Source organism: Actinacidiphila paucisporea (assembly GCF_900142575.1).
GTDB classification, from domain to species: Bacteria; Actinomycetota; Actinomycetes; order Streptomycetales; family Streptomycetaceae; genus Actinacidiphila; species Actinacidiphila paucisporea.
Genome location: NZ_FRBI01000001.1, coordinates 582,999 through 598,981 on the forward strand (window position 1 = coordinate 582,999; position 15,983 = coordinate 598,981).

Below are 15,983 nucleotides of genomic sequence, written 5' to 3' on the forward strand. Positions count from 1 at the left end.
CCGACGGGGAATTCCCGCAGGGGCCCGGGGCCCTCCGATGGGACCGTGCCCGCCGCGTGCTTGCCGGAGGAGGCCGCTCGCAGTGCCGTTGCCGTCCGCAGCCGGTCGTCGTCGCTTCTGCCGGGTCCCCCGCGCAGAAAGCTTTCTGCCCGTTCCGCGGGCCGTGCCGCCGCCCGCGCGGGGAGAGTCCGCGCGGGGAGCCGGGGCGCGGCTGTGAGCGCCGTCCCGGCGCTGGTCGCCGCCATGCAGCTCAAGGACCCCTACACGCGCGCCCACGGCGACCGCGTCGGCCAGGCCAGCGCGCTGATCGGGGTCGAACTGCGGCTCGCCGACGACCTGGTGGCCGCGCTGCGGCTGGCGGGCACCCTGCACGACATCGGCAAACTCGGCGTTCCCGGCGGCCTGTTGCGCAAGACCGGGCCGCTCACCGCCGCCGAGCGGCAGACCGTGCAGCGCCACCCCGGCCACGGCTACGCCCTCGTGCGCGACACCGAGGTGCCCGCGGTGGCCCGGGTGGCCGTACTGCACCACCACGAACGCCTCGACGGCCGCGGCTACCCGCACGGCCTCGCGGGCCGCCGCATTCCCTGGCCGGCCCGGGTCGTCTCGGTGGCCGACGCGCTGGACGCCATGACCTCCACCCGCAGTTACCGCCCCGCCCGGCCGGTCGCCACCGCCCTGGCCGAGCTGTGGCGGTGTGCGGGCAGCCAGTTCGACCCGTCCGTGGTGGAGGCGCTGACCCGCGCGCTGGCCCGGCACCCGTGGCCGCCGCCGGGGCCGCTGCCCGCGCTTCCGGCGGCTCCCGGCGGTCACTGCGCGTACCTGTAGGCCGAACGGGTGAGCGCCCTCTCACCCGGGTGCCCGTCACATGCCTCACCTGGACATGGTTGGATGCCCACGGGGATGGCAAGGAGGCAGGGTGAGGGCCGCCGCGGGAAGGCAGCGGCCGAAGGGCACGGGGTCGGGCTGAGACAACGGCCAAAATGTGCGAGGTTGGTGTCGTACCCGCCTGTCCGACGACGTGCGGGCGGTACGAGAAGGGGCCGCACTCAGGTGGTGCGACTCCCCCCGGGGGACGTGATCGTGGTGCGGGAAGGCGACGTCCTGGCAGTGATCGGCTGAGCGGGCAGGCGGGTAACGACGTTGAAGATCTTCGGCAGAGTGCGGCACCGGCCGTCGCCTACCTGGCGGCAGGCCACCGACCAGGCGTTCTCGCTGATCGACGACGGCCGCTACGACGACGCGGGCGCGCTGCTGACCCGGGCCGCCGATCTGGAGCCGTGGCTTTCCGAGTCCTGGTACAACTTGGCGCTGCTGCACAAGTTCCGGCACGACTGGGCGCAGGCCAGGATCGCCGGCCTGCGCGCCGTGGCCCTGCTCGACCGGCCGGCCGGCGCCCCCGACTGGTGGAACCTGGGCATCGCCGCCACCGCGCTCCAGGACTGGCCGCTGGCCCGCCGCGCCTGGCAGGCGTACGGCCTGCGGATGCCGGCCGGCACCGGCACGCGCAGCGGCGAGGAGTCCGCGAGGCTGCCGCTGGGCAGCGCGGCCGTGCGGCTCTCGCCGGAGGGTGAGGCCGAGGTGGTCTGGGGCCGCCGGCTGGACCCCGCGCGGGTCGAGGTGCTCTCCATCCCGCTGCCGTCCTCCGGGCGGCGCTGGGGCGAGGTCGTCCTGCACGACGGGGTGCCGCACGGCGAGCGCGACACCGCGGGCGGGGGCGGCGGGGCGGTCTACCCCGTCTTCGACGAGATCGAGCTGTGGGCGCCCTCACCCGTGCCGACCTGGCTGGTCCTGCTGGAGGCCGACGCGCCCGCCGACCGCGACGCGCTCGAACGGCTGGCGGCGGAGGCCGGCTATGCCGCCGAGGACTGGTCCTCCTCGGTGCGCCTGCTGTGCCGCACCTGCTCCGAGAGCCGCATGCCCACGGACGACGGCTCGGCCGCGCGGGACCCCCACGACCACGGTGAGCCCGGCCACCCCGGCCACCTCAGCCACCTCAGCGACCACGGCACGGGCCACCACTGGTCGCCCGAACGCGAGTGCGGCATCGCCGCGCCCGTGGGCCTTGTCCGGGGCCTTCTCGACGGCTGGGTCGCCGATTCCCCCTCGACGAGGGCCTGGCGGGATCTCGAAGAGGTGTGCTGACCGGGACTCCCCCCGAGCTGCCGCTTCCCCGGTGTGCCGCGACCGGCCGCCTCCCCGGGGAACGGCGGTGTGGGCGGGAGGGGGGACCGGGATCCGGAGGGGGCCTTACCCTGGACGGATCACTCACCTCCGCCCGGAAGGCGTACGGCTCAGATGTCCCAGCAGCACACCGAGAACCCCACCACCCCTCCGGAGGAGCTGTTCCTCGACGACGTCACCGACGCGGAGGCGCGTGAGCTGGCTCACCGGGAGCGCGGCACCGTGCGTCCGATCACCGTCGTGGGCAATCCGGTGCTGCACCGGGAGTGCCGGGACGTCACCGACTTCGGTGCCGACCTGCTCGCCCTGGTGGACGACATGTTCGCCAGCCAGCGCGCGGCCGAGGGCGTGGGCCTCGCCGCGAACCAGATCGGCGTGGACCTGAAGGTCTTCGTCTACGACTGCCCCGACGACAACGACACCCGCCATGTCGGCGTCGTGTGCAACCCGGTGCTGGAGGACCTGCCCGCGGACCAGCGGCACCTGGACGACTCCAACGAGGGATGCCTGTCCGTGCCGGGCGCGTACATGGAGACGCCGCGCCCCGACTACGCGGTGGTCCGCGGGCAGGACCTGCACGGTGAGCCGATCGTCGTGCGCGGCAGCGGCTACTTCGCACGCTGCCTGCAGCACGAGACCGACCACCTCTACGGGCGGCTGTACATCGACCGGCTCTCCAAGCGCGACCGCAAGGACGTCCTGCGCCAGATGGCGGAGGCCACCCCCAAGTTCGAGACCGTGCCCAACGACTGAGTCCGCACAGGACCTGCGGCCTAGAAGTCCTCGTCGAGCGCCACCGTGCCCTCCACCGCCACCTGGTAGGCGGAGGGGCGGCGCTCGAAGAAGTTGGTCAGCTCCTGGACGCCCTGCAACTCCATGAAGGAGAAGGGGTTCTGCGACCCGTAGAGGGGCGGGAAGCCCAGCCGGGCGAGGCGCTGGTCGGCGACGCACTCCAGATACGCCCGCATGGACTCGGTGTTCATGCCGGGCAGCCCGTCGCCGCACAGGTCGCGGCCGAACTGCAGCTCCGCGTCGACGGCTTCGCGCAGCATGGCGGTGACCTCCTCGCGCAGCGCGTCGTCGAAGAGCCCGGGGTCCTCCTTGCGCACGGTGTCGACCACGTCGAAGGCGAAGCTCATGTGCATCGTCTCGTCCCTGAACACCCAGTTGGTGCCGGTGGCGAGACCGTGCAGCAGCCCGCGCGAGCGGAACCAGTAGACGTAGGCGAAGGCACCGTAGAAGAACAGGCCCTCGATGCAGGCCGCGAAGCAGATCAGGTTGAGCAGGAAGCGGCGGCGGTCCTCGCGGGATTCGAGGCGGTCGATCTTCTCGGCGCCCCGCCCGTCGAAGTTGGCCATCCAGCGGAAGCAGAACTGCGCCTTCTCCCGGATCGACGGGATCTCCTCGACGGCGTCGAAGGCGGCGGCCCGGTCGGCCGGATCGGGCAGGTAGGTGTCGAGCAGCGTCAGGTAGAACTGGACGTGCACGGCCTCCTCGTACAGCTGGCGGGACAGGTACAGCCGCGCCTCGGGGGAGTTGATGTGCTTGTAGAGGGTCAGCACCAGGTTGTTGGAGACGATCGAGTCGCCGGTGGCGAAGAAGGCCACCAGGCGGCCGATCATGTGCTGCTCGCCCGGGGTGAGTTTGGCCAGGTCGGCGACGTCGGAGTGCAGGTCGACCTCCTCCACCGTCCAGGTGTTCTTGATCGCGTCGCGGTAGCGCTCGTAGAAGTCCGGGTAGCGCATGGGCCGCAGGGTCAGTTCGAAGCCCGGGTCGAGCAGGTTCTTCACGGGTGTGGCGGTCATTACTGGCAGGCCTCGCAGGACTCGGGGTTTTCCAGGGAGCAGGCGATCGCGTCCGCGTCGGCGGCAGCCGGCACGGTCACGGGGGGTACGGGGGCGGCCGCCTGGGCGGCGCGGGCGATCCGGGTGGCCGGGCGGGAGCGCAGGTAGTAGGTGGTCTTGAGGCCCTGCTTCCACGCGTAGGCGTACATCGAGGAGAGCTTGCCGATGGTGGGCGTCTCCAGGAACAGGTTCAGCGACTGGCTCTGGTCCAGGTACGGGGTGCGGGCCGCGGCCATGTCGATCAGCGCGCGCTGCGGCAGCTCCCACGCGGTGCGGTACAGCTCGCGCACCTCGGCCGGGATCCAACTGAAGCCCTGGACCGAGCCGTTGGCGTCCCGCAGCGCCTCCCGGCTCTGCGCGTCCCACACCCCGAGCCGCTTGAGGTCGGCCACCAGGTAGGAGTTGACCTGGAGGAACTCGCCCGACAGCGTCTCGCGCTTGAAGAGGTTGGAGACCTGCGGCTCGATGCACTCGTAGGACCCGGCGATGGAGGCGATCGTCGCGGTCGGCGCGATGGCCAGCAGCAGCGCGTTGCGCATCCCGCCGGCCGCGACCCGCTCGCGCAGCGCCGCCCAGCGCTCCGGCCAGCTGGGCTCGACGCCGTAGTGGTCGGGGTGCAGCACACCGGCGGCGGTACGGGTCTGCTCCCAGGCGGGCAGCGGCCCGTAGCGCTCGGCCAGGTCGCAGGAGGCCTCGTAGGCGACGAGCATCACCCGCTCGGCGATCTTCGTGGACAGCGCGCGGGCCTCGGCCGAGCCGAACGGCAGCCGCAGCTTGAAGAAGACGTCCTGCAGCCCCATCACGCCCAACCCGACGGGCCGCCAGCGGGAGTTGGAGCGGCCCGCCTGCTCGGTCGGGTAGTAGTTGATGTCCACCACCCGGTCCAGGAAGGTCACCGCGGTGTGCACGGTCTCGTCCAGGCGCCGCCAGTCGATCTCGCCGTCCGGGGTCACGAAAGCGCTCAGGTTGACCGAGCCGAGGTTGCAGACCGCGGTCTCGGAGTCGTCGGTGACCTCCAGGATCTCCGTGCACAGGTTGGAGGAGTGGACCGTGCGGCCGGGCAGCGCGGTCTGGTTGGCGGTGCGGTTGGAGGCGTCCTTGAAGGTCATCCAGCCGTTGCCGGTCTGCGCGAGGGTGCGCATCATCCGGCCGTACAGTTCGCGTGCCGGGAGGGTGCGCTGCGCCAGGCCGGCCGCCTCGGCGGCGCGGTAGGCCGTGTCGAAGTCGTCGCCCCACAGGTCGACGAGGTCGGGCACGTCGGCGGGCGAGAACAGCGACCAGTCGCCGTCGGCGTCGACCCGGCGCATGAACTCGTCGGGCACCCAGTGCGCGAGGTTGAGGTTGTGGGTGCGGCGGGCGTCCTCGCCGGTGTTGTCCCGCAGTTCGAGGAATTCCTCGATGTCGGCGTGCCAGGTCTCCAGGTAGACCGCCGCGGCGCCCTTGCGCCGGCCGCCCTGGTTGACCGCCGCGACCGAGGCGTCCAGGGTCTTCAGGAACGGCACGATCCCGTTGGAGTGCCCGTTGGTGCCGCGGATCAGCGAACCGCGGGCCCTGATGCGGGAGTAGGACAGGCCGATGCCGCCCGCGTGCTTGGACAGCCGCGCCACCTGCTGGTAGCGCTCGTAGATCGAGTCCAGCTCGTCCAGCGGCGAGTCCAGCAGGTAGCAGGACGACATCTGCGGGTGCCGCGTACCGGAGTTGAAGAGGGTCGGGGAGCTGGGCAGGTAGTCCAGCGCGCTCATCAGCCGGTAGAGGGCGGCGACCTCGTCCACGGCGGCCGCCGTCCCTCCCGGGCCGCCGGGCTCCTCCTCCGCCAGGCCCGAGGCGACGCGCAGCATGAAGTGCTGCGGGGTCTCGATCACCTTGCGGGTCAGCGGGTGCCGCAGCAGGTAGCGGCTGTAGAGGGTGCGCAGGCCGAAGTAGCCGAAGCGGTCGTCGGCGCGGTCGGCGAGCGCCCGGTCGACCAGCGCGTCGAGCCGGGCGGCGTGGCGTACGGCGAAGTCCGCCGTCCGGTCCGCGATCAGGCCTTCGCGGTGGCCCACCGCGATGGCGGTGGTGAAGGACACCGACCCCTGCGAGGCGGCCTCCTCGGCGATGGCCAGCGTGAGCAGCCGGGCGGCGAGCCGCGAGTAGGCCGGGTCCTCGGAGATCAGCCCGGCGGCCGCCTCGACGGCCAGCTCCCGCAGTTCGGCGGCGCCGGCGCCGCCGCTGCGGCCTCGCAGCGCCGCGGCGGCGACCCGTCCCGGGTCGGTGTCCGGCAGGTCGGCACAGAGTGCGACGAGGGTGCGCAGCAGGTCGGCGCCGGCGCTGTCGGGCTCGGTGGCGGGCGATTCCCCGCGGGCGGCGGGGGCTTGAAGCGCGATGGTCACGGTGGTGTGGTCTCCCTCGTACGCGGCGGTGGCCACGCGGGGGAGGAGCGGCGGCGGCCGGGCGTGCGTCAGGGCATGCCGGACCGCGTCCGCAGGCCCACTCCGCGAGGCCCGGACTCGTCGGCGCACAGCGGTCCTTCGACCGTGAGGGCGCCGGCTGCCGGCAGGCGATCGGGCTGTGCGGCGGCGCGTGGACGCACCCCAGGGCTTCGCCTGGGGGCGCCGACGCATCGCTCGCTCACCGTTGCGGGGCAGCGCCGGATTCGCACCGGCTTCCCCTGCGGGCAGCGGACTTGAGCATACATCTTGTGCCGGGTCTCGGGGTGACGCCTACATGTTGTGTCGAGGGAAGGGGCGTTCAGTACCGCACAGGCCGGGCCTGACGGGCCGGAGCGGGCTTTTCCGGTGGGATTCCGGGCGCTTCACCCCGCTCGGCGGCGCGGATCGCCCGGGTGATGCGGACGTCGGTGCGGTGGCCCATGAGCGGCACGAAGGTCAGGGCCAGGGTGAGGGCGAGCAGTGCGGCGATGTCCAGGAGAACTGTCATGAGTCAATGGTCGCCACACTGCTGTCCTCCGATAAGTGGCAGTAGTGCCGCACTACGTTAAGATCCTGCCATGCTGGAAAACGTCGCCGTGGTGCTGCTGGACGGGGTCCACCCCTTCGAACTGGGCGTGCTGTGCGAGGTCTTCGGGCTGGACCGCAGCGAAGACGGCCTGCCGGTCTACGACTTCGCGGTCGTCTCGGCCGAAGGCCCGCGGCTGCGCACCCACGCGGGCTTCGAGATCGCCGCCACGGAAGGCCTCGACCGGCTGGAGGAGGCCGACCTCGTCGCCGTACCGGCCGCGGACGACTCCCTGGAGCGGGGTTTCCCGCCCGACCTCCTGCGGGCGCTGACCAGGGCCGTCGAGCGCGGCGCGACCGTGCTGAGCGTCTGCTCCGGGGTCTTCGTGCTGGGCGCGGCCGGCCTGCTCGACGGCCGACGCTGCGCCGCGCACTGGCGGCACACCGAGTTGCTCGCCGCCCGCCACCCCGAGGCCCGGGTGGAGCTCGACGTCCTCTACGTGGACGACGCCGGCGTCGTCACCTCGGCGGGCACCGCGGCCGGCATCGACGCCTGCCTGCACCTGGTGCGCAAGGAGCAGGGCGTCGCCGTCGCCAACGGCATCGCCCGCCGCATGGTCGTCCCCCCGCACCGCGAGGGCGGCCAGGCGCAGTACGTCGACCGGCCGCTGCCCCGGGCCACCAGCGACTCGGTCGCCGGCGTCCTGTCCTGGATGGAGCGCCACCTCGACCAGGACGTCACGGTGGACGCCCTGGCCGCCCGCGCCCACATGTCGCCCCGGACCTTCGCGCGGCGCTTCCAGCAGGAGACCGGCACGACGCCTTACCGCTGGCTGCTCGGCCAGCGGGTCCTGCTGGCCCGCGAACTCCTCGAAGGCTCCGACGTCACGGTCGACTCCGTCGCGGTCCGGGCCGGCTTCGGCAACGCCGCCACCTTGCGCCACCACTTCGGCCAGTGGGTCGGCACGACCCCGCACGCCTACCGGCGCGCCTTCCGCTCGGAGGGCGCCCGGTACCGGTAGCGGCGGACTCCCCGGTCACGCCCCCGCGGGTTCGGGCAGGCCCGGGGAGACGCCCGGGTCGCCCGGAACGGTCGGGTCGGCCGGGGCGGGGTCGGACTCGGTCGTGTAGTCGGACCTGACGGTCTCGTCGACCCCTGCCGGGGCCTTGAGCGCGCGCAGCGCCAGCGTGAGGACGAACGCGACGCCGATGTTGAGGACGAAGGCGGTCAGGCCGATGTAGCCCTTCTCGCCGATCCACGGGATCATGTCCGAATTCCCGCCGAAGTGCGACTGGGCCGGGCTGGACTGCTCGTACGCCTTCCACGTGCCGTAGCCCATGCCGGCGGCCCAGCCGGCCAGCAGCGCCCAGCGGTGGAACCAGCGGGTGAACAGGCCGCCGACTATGGCCGGGACGGTCTGCAGGATCCAGATGCCGCCCAGCAGCTGGAAGTTGATCGCCACGGTCTTGTCCATGGTGAGGACGAAGACCAGGGCGCCGACCTTCACCAGCAGCGAGACGACCTTGGAGACCGCGGTCTGCTGCGCGGGGGTGGCGTCCGGTCTGATCAGGTCCCGGTAGATGTTGCGGGTGAAGAGGTTGGCCGCCGCGATGGACATGATCGCGGCGGGGACGAGTGCCCCGATGCCGATCGCCGCGAAGGCGACGCCGGCGAACCACGAGGGGAACATGTTCTCGAACAGCTGGGGGATGGCGAGTTGGGCGTTGTATCCCTTGCCGCCGACGTGGGCGGCGAGCGCCATGAAGCCGAGCATCGCCAGCAGGCCGAGCATCAGGGAGTACAGCGGCAGGATCGTGGTGTTGCGGCGGATGGTGTCGCGGCTCTTGCTGGACAGCACGGCCGTCACCGAGTGCGGGTAGAGGAAGAGCGCCATCGCCGAGCCCATCGCCAGCGTGGCGTAGGCCCATTGGGCCTGCGGTGCGCTCACCAGCGAGCCGCGGGGGACCCCGTGGGTCTTGACCGCGTAGGCGGCGCCGGCCTTGCTGAAGACGTCGTCGAAGCCGCCGAGCTTGTACGGGATGTAGATGATCGCGACCACGATGACGATGTAGATCAGCGCGTCCTTGACGAAGGCGATCAGCGCGGGCGCCCGCAGCCCGGAGGAGTAGGTGTACGCGGCCAGCACGCCGAAGGCGATCAGCAGCGGCAGGTCCTTGACGAACCAGTTCGTGGAGTCGCTGCCGCCGACGCCCATCACGTCCAGGACGGCCTGGATGCCGACGAGTTGGAGCGCGATGTACGGCATCGTGGCGATGATGCCGGTGATGGCGACGGCCACCGAGAGGCTCTTGGACCCGAACCGGCCGCGGATGAAGTCCGAGGAGGTGACGTAGCCGTGCTTGTGGGAGACCGACCACAGCCGGGGCAGGAAGAGGAAGACCAGCGGGTAGGTGATGATCGTGTACGGCACGGCGAAGAAGCCGCTCGCGCCCGCGCTGTAGATGGCGGCGGGCACCGCGACGAAGGTGTAGGCGGTGTAGAGGTCGCCGCCGAGCAGGAACCAGGTCACCCAGGTGCCGAAACTCCGCCCGCCCAGGCCCCATTCGTCCAGGTGCAGCGGGTCGGCGGCGCGCCGCCAGCGGGCGGCGAGGAAGCCGAGCACGGTGACGGCCAGGAAGAAGAAGATGAAGACGCCGAGTGCGACGCCGTTGACGCCGTTCTTCACCGGGTCTCACCCGCCTTGCGCGCCCGCTCCTCGCGGCGTACGAGCACGTACGCGACGTAGGTCAGCGCGGCGGTCACCGGCACCCAGGCCATCTGGTACCAGTAGAAGAACGGGATGCCGATGAAGGCCGGCGTCAGGCGCGCGTAGGAGTTCACCCACAGCAGGGCGACGAACGGTACGAGCAGGCACAGGCCGGCCACCACCCGGCTGGGGGTGACGACCGGTGGCCGTGTGTCCGGTGGTGCTTCCGGCATGGGTGGTGCTCCCGTCCCCTAGAGCGACGTGTGTAGTGCGCAGGAATCTAGGGGAGGTTACCGGCGGCCGTCACTACCCGTGCAGGGATCGATCGCCCTGTCAGCCGGTCGGGTTACGGCTTCAGTCGGTCGGCCTGCTGAGCCTGGCCACGAACTTGTAGCGGTCGCCGCGGTAGACCGAGCGCACCCACTCCACCGGTTCGCCGGTGGTGTCGATGGAGTGCCGGGAGAGCATCAGCATCGGCAGGCCCACGTCGGTGCCCAGCAGTCCGGCCTCGCGCGGGGTGGCCAGCGACGTCTCGATGGTCTCCTCCGCCTCGGCCAGCCGCACGTCGTAGACCTCGGCCAACGCGGTGTAGAGCGAGGTGTACTTGGCCAGGCTGCGGCGCAGCGCGGGGAAGCGCTTGGCGGACAGGTGGGTGGTCTCGATCGCCATCGGCTCGGAATTGGCCAGCCGGAGGCGTTCGATCCGCAGCACCCGGCCGCCGGCCTTCATGTCCAGCAGACCGGCGAGCCGGTCGTCGGCGGTGATGTAGCCGATGTCCAGCAGCTGGGAGGTGGGTTCCAGGCCCTGGGCGCGCATGTCCTCGGTGTAGGAGGTCAGTTGCAGCGCCTGGGAGACCTTGGGCTTGGCCACGAAGGTGCCCTTGCCCTGGATGCGCTCCAGGCGCCCCTCGACGACGAGTTCCTGGAGCGCCTGCCGGACGGTGGTGCGGGAGGTGTCGAACTCGGTGGCCAGCGTGCGTTCGGGCGGGACCGGGGTGCCGGGGGGCATCGTCTGCGTGATGTCCAGCAGATGGCGCTTGAGCCGGTAGTACTTTGGCACCCGGGCGGTGCGGCCCGCGGCGCCGCCCGCCGTGGTCTCCGCGCTGGTGACCGCGTCGCTCTCCATGACGTTCACTCCCGACTGCTGTCGTGCTGCCGTCACCGGCTCCTCCGTTGATCGCGGCTCACATGGTGGCACGCGCGGCCCTGCGGGAGAGAGGCGGCGGGGGGTGTGGTTCCCCTGAGGTGTCGGTCCGATAACAGGTCCGACGGGTGTTCTTATACACCCTTGACACCCCTAAAGGTCTAGGCCAAGCTCCCGGTACTGGTCTAAACCATTTACGACCAATCCCAGACCCACGAGCAGGACTCGGCCGACGTGTTCTCGTACGGCGGCCGGCAATTCGGGCGGTGGGGGGAGTTTCGGGCATCCTGAGGAGGGTGGCGTGAAGCGCAAGCTCATCGCGGCGATCGGCGTCGCGACCATGATCGTCGGTATCGCGGCGTGTGGATCTGACAAGAAGGACGACGGCAAGAAGGCGGACGCCGGTTCGTCGTCGTCTGCCGCCACGACTGACAAGACCATCACCGTCTGGCTCACGGTCGACGCGCAGCACAACTGGCCGGAGCTGGTGAAGTCCGCCGACGACGCGATCATCGCCAAGCACCCGGGCCTGAAGGTCAAGCACGAGTACTACGCGTGGCCGGACAAGAACGCCAAGCTCGACGCGGTGCTCGCCACCGACAAGGCGCCCGACGTCGTCGAGATGGGCAACACCGAGATGGTGCCCTACATGGCGGAGGGTGCCTTCGCCGAGCTGGACGCGTCGAAGTTCGACAACTCCGCCCAGTGGCTCGACGGTCTGAAGCAGTCGGTGAACTACGACGGCAAGACCTACGGCGTGCCGTACTACGCCGCAGCGCGTATCGCCACCTGGCGCAAGGACATCGCCGCTGCGGCCGGTGTCACCGCCACCCCCAAGTCGTGGGCCGAGCTGACCGGCGACCTGGACAAGATCCAGGCCAAGGAGGGCGCCAAGTTCAACGCCTGGTACCAGCCCTCGCGTGACTGGTACGCCGGCCTGTCCTTCGTCTACGACGCCGGCGGCGCCATCGCCACCAACGAGGGCGGCCAGTGGAAGGGCGCGCTGGAGACCCCCGCGGCGATCCAGGGCCTGACCGCGTGGAAGAACGCCGTCGGCAAGTACATGCACGGCGACCTCACCAAGGACGAGTCCGACCGCTACATCGTCTACGGCCAGGGCAAGTCGGCCATGATCTACGCCCCCGGTTGGGAGGCCCCGTCCGCCGCGGACCCGAAGTTCGACAAGACCGGCGGCAAGCTCAAGACCAACCTGGTCAACTTCGTGATGCCCGGCCCGTCCGGCAAGGCCCTCCCGGTCTTCCTCGGCGGCTCCGACCTGGCGGTCCCGTCCAAGTCGAAGAACACCGACCTGGCGTCCGAGTGGATCAACGACTTCACCAACACCCAGGCGCAGACCACCCTGATGGGCAAGGGCAACCTGCCGAACAACAACACGCAGCTGGCCACGCTCAAGGCCGACCCGGCCAACACGGTCACCGCGACCGCGGCCGAGAGCAGCTGGTTCGTCCCGACCGCACCCGGCTGGGGCAGCGTCGAGAAGGCCCAGACGATGCAGACCATGCTGCAGAACATCGCCACCGGCAAGCAGTCCGTCCAGGACGCCGCGAAGGCCGCTGACGCCGCGATGGACAAGGTTCTGAACGTCAAGAACTGACCTGTCCTCGCACAACAGGAGACCGGGACCGCTGAGGAGCACGTGATGAGTGCCGCCGATACCACCACCACCCAGGTGCCGCCCCCGCGGCGGCACTCATCACCTCCCGGCCGACGGCCCGGGAGAGCCCGCGCCACCCGGCGCCGCAGGTACCTGCTCGGACGGGCCGCCACACCGTGGCTGCTGCTGGCACCGTGCATCCTGGTGCTGGTCCTCGTCCTGGGGTACCCGCTGATCAAGCTGGGGACGCTGTCCTTCCAGGACTACAAGAAGCCGCAGCTGTGGGGCTTCAAACCGGCCACCTGGGTCGGCTTCGACAACTACCAGGCGATCCTCACCGACCACGAGTTCTGGTCGGTGGTGATCAGGACCGTGGTGTTCGCGGGCAGCGCGGTGATCCTCACCATGGTGATCGGCATGCTGGTCGCCCTGCTGCTGCAGCGGGTCTCCGGCTGGGTCCGCACCCTGGTGAACATCGCGCTGGTCGCCAGCTGGGCGATGCCCGTGGTCGTCGCCGTCACCGTCTTCAAGTGGATGTTCGACAGCGACTACGGCGTCGTCAACTGGACGCTCAGCCGGCTCCCTGGCGTCGACTACACCGGCCACAACTGGTTCGCCTCGGGACCCGAGGGCCTGAGCGTGATCATGCTCCAGGTGGTGTGGGGCGCGATCCCCTTCGTGGTGATCACGCTGAGCGCCGGCCTCACCCAGGTCCCCAAGGAGCTGGAGGAGGCCGCCCGGCTGGACGGCGCCGCCGCCTTCGGGGTCTTCCGCTACGTGACCTTCCCGATCATCAAGCCGCTGGTCGTGATGATGACGACCCTGTCGGTCATCTGGGACATGGGCGTCTTCGCCCAGGTGTGGCTGATGCGCGGCGGCCACCCGGAACCCGAGTTCCAGCTGCTCACCACCTACTCGTACGAAAAGGCGTTCGGTGTCAACGACTACGCCACCGGTTCCGCCATCGCACTGCTCACCGTGCTGCTGCTGCTCGGCGTGGTCGCGGTGTACATGCGGCAGATGCTGAAGATCGGAGAGGTGGAATGAGCGCGCTGACCTCGCGGCCGACCGCCGCCAACGCCGGCCGCCTGGCCGCGGTGAGCCGCCGCCGGCGCAACGCCAAACTGGGCTGGAACATCCTCGGCCTGCTGGTCTTCGTCCTGGCCGCCTTCCCGGTCTACTGGATGATCAACACGGCGTTCAAGCCCGCCAAGGACGCCATCGACCCCAAGCCGCACTTCTTCCCGTGGCCGGTGTCGCTGGAGAACTTCCACCGCGCCCTGAACATCAGCGACTTCTGGGGCCCCGTCGAGCGCAGCCTCATCGTCAGCGCAAGCACCGTCGTGATCGGCTCGGTCATCGGCCTGCTCGCGGCGCTGGCCATCTCCCGGTTCGCCTTCCGCGGCCGCAAGGTCGTCATCGTCGGCATCCTGACCGTGCAGATGGTGCCGCTGGTCGCGATGATCATCCCGGTCTTCCTGCTGCTCAACCAGATCCACCAGATCGACAAGCTGTCGGGCCTGGTGCTGACGTACCTGACCTTCGTGCTGCCCTTCACCGTCTGGACGCTGCGCGGCTTCATCGTCAACATCCCCAAGGAGCTGGAAGAAGCCGCCATGGTGGACGGCTGCAGCCGCACCGGCGCCTTCATCCGGGTGGTCTTCCCGCTGCTGGCCCCCGGCCTGGTCGCCACCTCCATCTACGGATTCATCCAGGCCTGGAACGAATTCCTCTACGCGCTGCTGGTGATGAGCCAGGACCACCAGACGGCGACCGTCTGGCTGGGGTCGTTCACCACCCAGCACGGAACCGAGTACGCGCCGATGATGGCCGGATCGACCATGATGGGTATCCCCGTGGTGATCCTCTTCCTCCTCGTCCAGCGCAAGATGGCCGCCGGCCTCACGGCCGGGGCGGTGAAGGGATGACCGTCATTTCCACCGACACGCCTGCGGACCTCCTGGTCCGCGACGCGCTGACCGTCCTGCAGCCCGGCTTCGTCGGCACCACAGCGCCCGAGTGGCTGCTGCGACAGCTCGCCGAAGGCCTCGGCGCGGTGGCGCTGTTCGCCCGCAACATCGAATCACCCGAGCAACTGGCCGCGCTCACCGCGCAGCTGCGGGCCGTACGCCCGGACGTGCTGGTCGCCGCCGACGAGGAGGGCGGCGACGTCACCCGCCTTGAGGCGCGCGGCGGTTCGTCCTTCCCCGGCAACCTCGCGCTCGGCGCGGTCGACGACGTGAAGCTCACCCGGGCGGTGGCCGCCGAACTCGGCCGCCGGCTCGCCGAATGCGGCGTCAACCTCAACTGGGCGCCGTCCGCCGACGTCAACTCCGACCCGGGCAACCCGGTCATCGGCGTACGCTCCTTCGGCGCCGACCCCGAACTGGTGGCCCGCAACACCGCCGCCTACGTCGAGGGCCTGCAGTCCGCGGGCGTCGCCGCCTGCGTCAAGCACTTCCCGGGCCACGGCGACACCGCCACCGACTCGCACCACGCGCTGCCGCGTATCGACGTCGACCTCGCGACCCTGCGGTCGCGCGAACTGGTGCCCTTCCGCGCCGCGCTGGCGGCCGGCACCAAGGTCGTGATGAGCGCGCACATCCTGGTGCCCGCGCTCGACCCCGACCTGCCCGCGACCCTGAGCCCCGCCGCCCTCACCGGCCTGCTGCGGGCCCCGCGCGAAGCGGGCGGTCTCGGCTACGACGGCCTCATCGTCACCGACGGCATCGAGATGCAGGCGATCGCCGCCACGTACGGCATCGAACGCGGCACCGTCATGGCGCTGGCCGCCGGCGCCGACGCGATCTGCGTCGGCGGCGGGCTCGCCGACGAGCAGACCGTCCGCGTCCTGCGGGACGCGATCGTCGCCGCGGTCGAGTCCGGAGACCTGCCCAGGCAGCGGCTCGCCGACGCGGCGACCCGGGTCCGCGAGCTGGCCGCCTGGGCGGCCGGGCAGGCGGGCGCAGCGGAGGGGACCGCACCCGCCGCCGAGGTCGGCCTCGAAGCGGCCAGGCGGGCCCTGCGGGTCACCCGCGAGCCCGGCTTCGAGGCCCTGGAGACGGCGCCGTACGTGGCCGCCTTCACGCCGGTGGCCAACATCGCCGTCGGCGAGGACACGCCGTGGGGCGTGGCCGCGGAACTGGGCCGCCTGCTGCCCGGCACCGAGACCGCCACCTTCCGCGCGGCGGACGCGGGCGGGTCCTCCTTCGCCGAGGACGTGCTCGCCGCCGCCGGTACGCGGCGGATCGTCGCCGTCGTGCGCGACGTCCACCGCCACGCGTGGATGGCCGACGCGCTCGCCGGCCTGGTGGCCGCCAGGCCGTCCACGATCGTCGTCGAGATGGGCGTCCCCCAGGCACCCCCCTGCGGCGCCCTCCACGTCGCCACGCACGGCGCGGCACGCGTATGCGGCGAAGCCGCGGCCGAGGTCATCGTGACCTCGCGCTAATCCCCTTCCCCCCGGGCCGGTGGGCGACCCCCGCCTACCCCCGGGGGTGACCCTTGCGGGGCGGTGCTTGGCTGCGTGTGCGTCGTGGCTGGTCGCGCAGTTCTC

General features: G+C 71.1%; 14 protein-coding genes and 1 riboswitch. Of the genes, 8 read left to right on the forward strand and 6 right to left on the reverse strand.

The genetic code is table 11. The features are described from left to right. Window positions 1-213 precede the first annotated feature (213 nt). The 3 genes from BUE44_RS02745 (at window position 214) to def (ending at window position 2,937) form a co-directional block, all read left to right on the forward strand. The gene (locus BUE44_RS02745) at window positions 214-828 is read left to right on the forward strand and encodes an HD-GYP domain-containing protein (protein WP_073493165.1); all 615 of its coding nucleotides are present in this window, start codon (window positions 214-216) and stop codon (window positions 826-828) included. A gap of 315 nt (window positions 829-1,143) precedes the next feature. Beyond that, a complete protein-coding gene (locus tag BUE44_RS02750) occupies window positions 1,144-2,145 on the forward strand; it encodes a tetratricopeptide repeat protein (protein ID WP_073493167.1) in 1,002 nt (333 codons plus the stop codon). A 153-nt stretch (window positions 2,146-2,298) separates the two neighbouring features. Then, window positions 2,299-2,937: a peptide deformylase gene (def, locus tag BUE44_RS02755; protein WP_073493169.1), complete on the forward strand. Its 639-nt coding sequence runs from the start codon at window positions 2,299-2,301 to the stop codon at window positions 2,935-2,937. Window positions 2,938-2,957: 20 nt separating this feature from the next. Here def and BUE44_RS02760 read toward each other — a convergent pair whose 3' ends face one another. From BUE44_RS02760 to BUE44_RS02770, 3 genes are all read right to left on the reverse strand, one after another. After that, on the reverse strand, window positions 2,958-3,989 hold the full coding sequence (locus BUE44_RS02760; RefSeq protein ID WP_073493171.1) for a ribonucleotide-diphosphate reductase subunit beta: 1,032 nt from the start codon (window positions 3,987-3,989) through the stop codon (window positions 2,958-2,960). After that, the gene (locus BUE44_RS02765; RefSeq protein WP_073493448.1) at window positions 3,989-6,397 is read right to left on the reverse strand and encodes a ribonucleoside-diphosphate reductase subunit alpha; all 2,409 of its coding nucleotides are present in this window, start codon (window positions 6,395-6,397) and stop codon (window positions 3,989-3,991) included. Before BUE44_RS02765 ends, BUE44_RS02760 begins: the two co-directional genes overlap by 1 nt. 209 nt (window positions 6,398-6,606) lie before the next feature. Then, a riboswitch (cobalamin riboswitch) is annotated at window positions 6,607-6,673 on the reverse strand. A gap of 82 nt (window positions 6,674-6,755) precedes the next feature. Next, window positions 6,756-6,944, reverse strand: coding sequence for a hypothetical protein (locus BUE44_RS02770; protein ID WP_073493173.1), 189 nt, complete (start codon window positions 6,942-6,944; stop codon window positions 6,756-6,758). A gap of 70 nt (window positions 6,945-7,014) precedes the next feature. Between BUE44_RS02770 and BUE44_RS02775 the strand changes: the two genes are divergently transcribed. Then, window positions 7,015-7,983 (forward strand): helix-turn-helix domain-containing protein, encoded by a 969-nt coding sequence (locus BUE44_RS02775; protein ID WP_073493176.1) that lies wholly within the window; start codon window positions 7,015-7,017, stop codon window positions 7,981-7,983. 15 nt (window positions 7,984-7,998) lie between these two features. Here BUE44_RS02775 and mctP read toward each other — a convergent pair whose 3' ends face one another. The 3 genes from mctP to BUE44_RS02790 form a co-directional block, all read right to left on the reverse strand. Further along, on the reverse strand, window positions 7,999-9,648 hold the full coding sequence (mctP, locus tag BUE44_RS02780; protein ID WP_073493178.1) for a monocarboxylate uptake permease MctP: 1,650 nt from the start codon (window positions 9,646-9,648) through the stop codon (window positions 7,999-8,001). Beyond that, window positions 9,645-9,902, reverse strand: a complete 258-nt coding sequence (locus BUE44_RS02785; RefSeq protein ID WP_073493180.1) for a DUF3311 domain-containing protein — start codon at window positions 9,900-9,902, stop codon at window positions 9,645-9,647. Before BUE44_RS02785 ends, mctP begins: the two co-directional genes overlap by 4 nt. A 121-nt stretch (window positions 9,903-10,023) precedes the next feature. Further along, window positions 10,024-10,794 carry a GntR family transcriptional regulator gene (locus tag BUE44_RS02790; protein ID WP_073493450.1) on the reverse strand — a complete coding sequence of 257 codons (771 nt, stop codon included), beginning with the start codon at window positions 10,792-10,794 and terminating at the stop codon, window positions 10,024-10,026. Between the two features lie 319 nt (window positions 10,795-11,113). On the opposite strand from BUE44_RS02790, the gene BUE44_RS02795 reads away from it, so the two are divergent. From BUE44_RS02795 to BUE44_RS02810, 4 genes are read left to right on the forward strand one after another with little or no spacing between them, the layout of a single operon-like run. Next, on the forward strand, window positions 11,114-12,427 hold the full coding sequence (locus BUE44_RS02795) for an extracellular solute-binding protein (protein WP_073493182.1): 1,314 nt from the start codon (window positions 11,114-11,116) through the stop codon (window positions 12,425-12,427). Window positions 12,428-12,472: 45 nt separating this feature from the next. Continuing rightward, the gene (locus BUE44_RS02800; RefSeq protein ID WP_073493184.1) at window positions 12,473-13,474 is read left to right on the forward strand and encodes a carbohydrate ABC transporter permease; all 1,002 of its coding nucleotides are present in this window, start codon (window positions 12,473-12,475) and stop codon (window positions 13,472-13,474) included. Then, on the forward strand, window positions 13,471-14,355 hold the full coding sequence (locus BUE44_RS02805) for a carbohydrate ABC transporter permease (protein ID WP_073493186.1): 885 nt from the start codon (window positions 13,471-13,473) through the stop codon (window positions 14,353-14,355). The genes BUE44_RS02800 and BUE44_RS02805 overlap by 4 nt, the downstream gene beginning before the upstream one ends. Next, the gene (locus BUE44_RS02810; RefSeq protein WP_200804308.1) at window positions 14,352-15,878 is read left to right on the forward strand and encodes a glycoside hydrolase family 3 protein; all 1,527 of its coding nucleotides are present in this window, start codon (window positions 14,352-14,354) and stop codon (window positions 15,876-15,878) included. The genes BUE44_RS02805 and BUE44_RS02810 overlap by 4 nt, the downstream gene beginning before the upstream one ends. The last annotated feature ends 105 nt before the right edge of the window (window positions 15,879-15,983 follow it).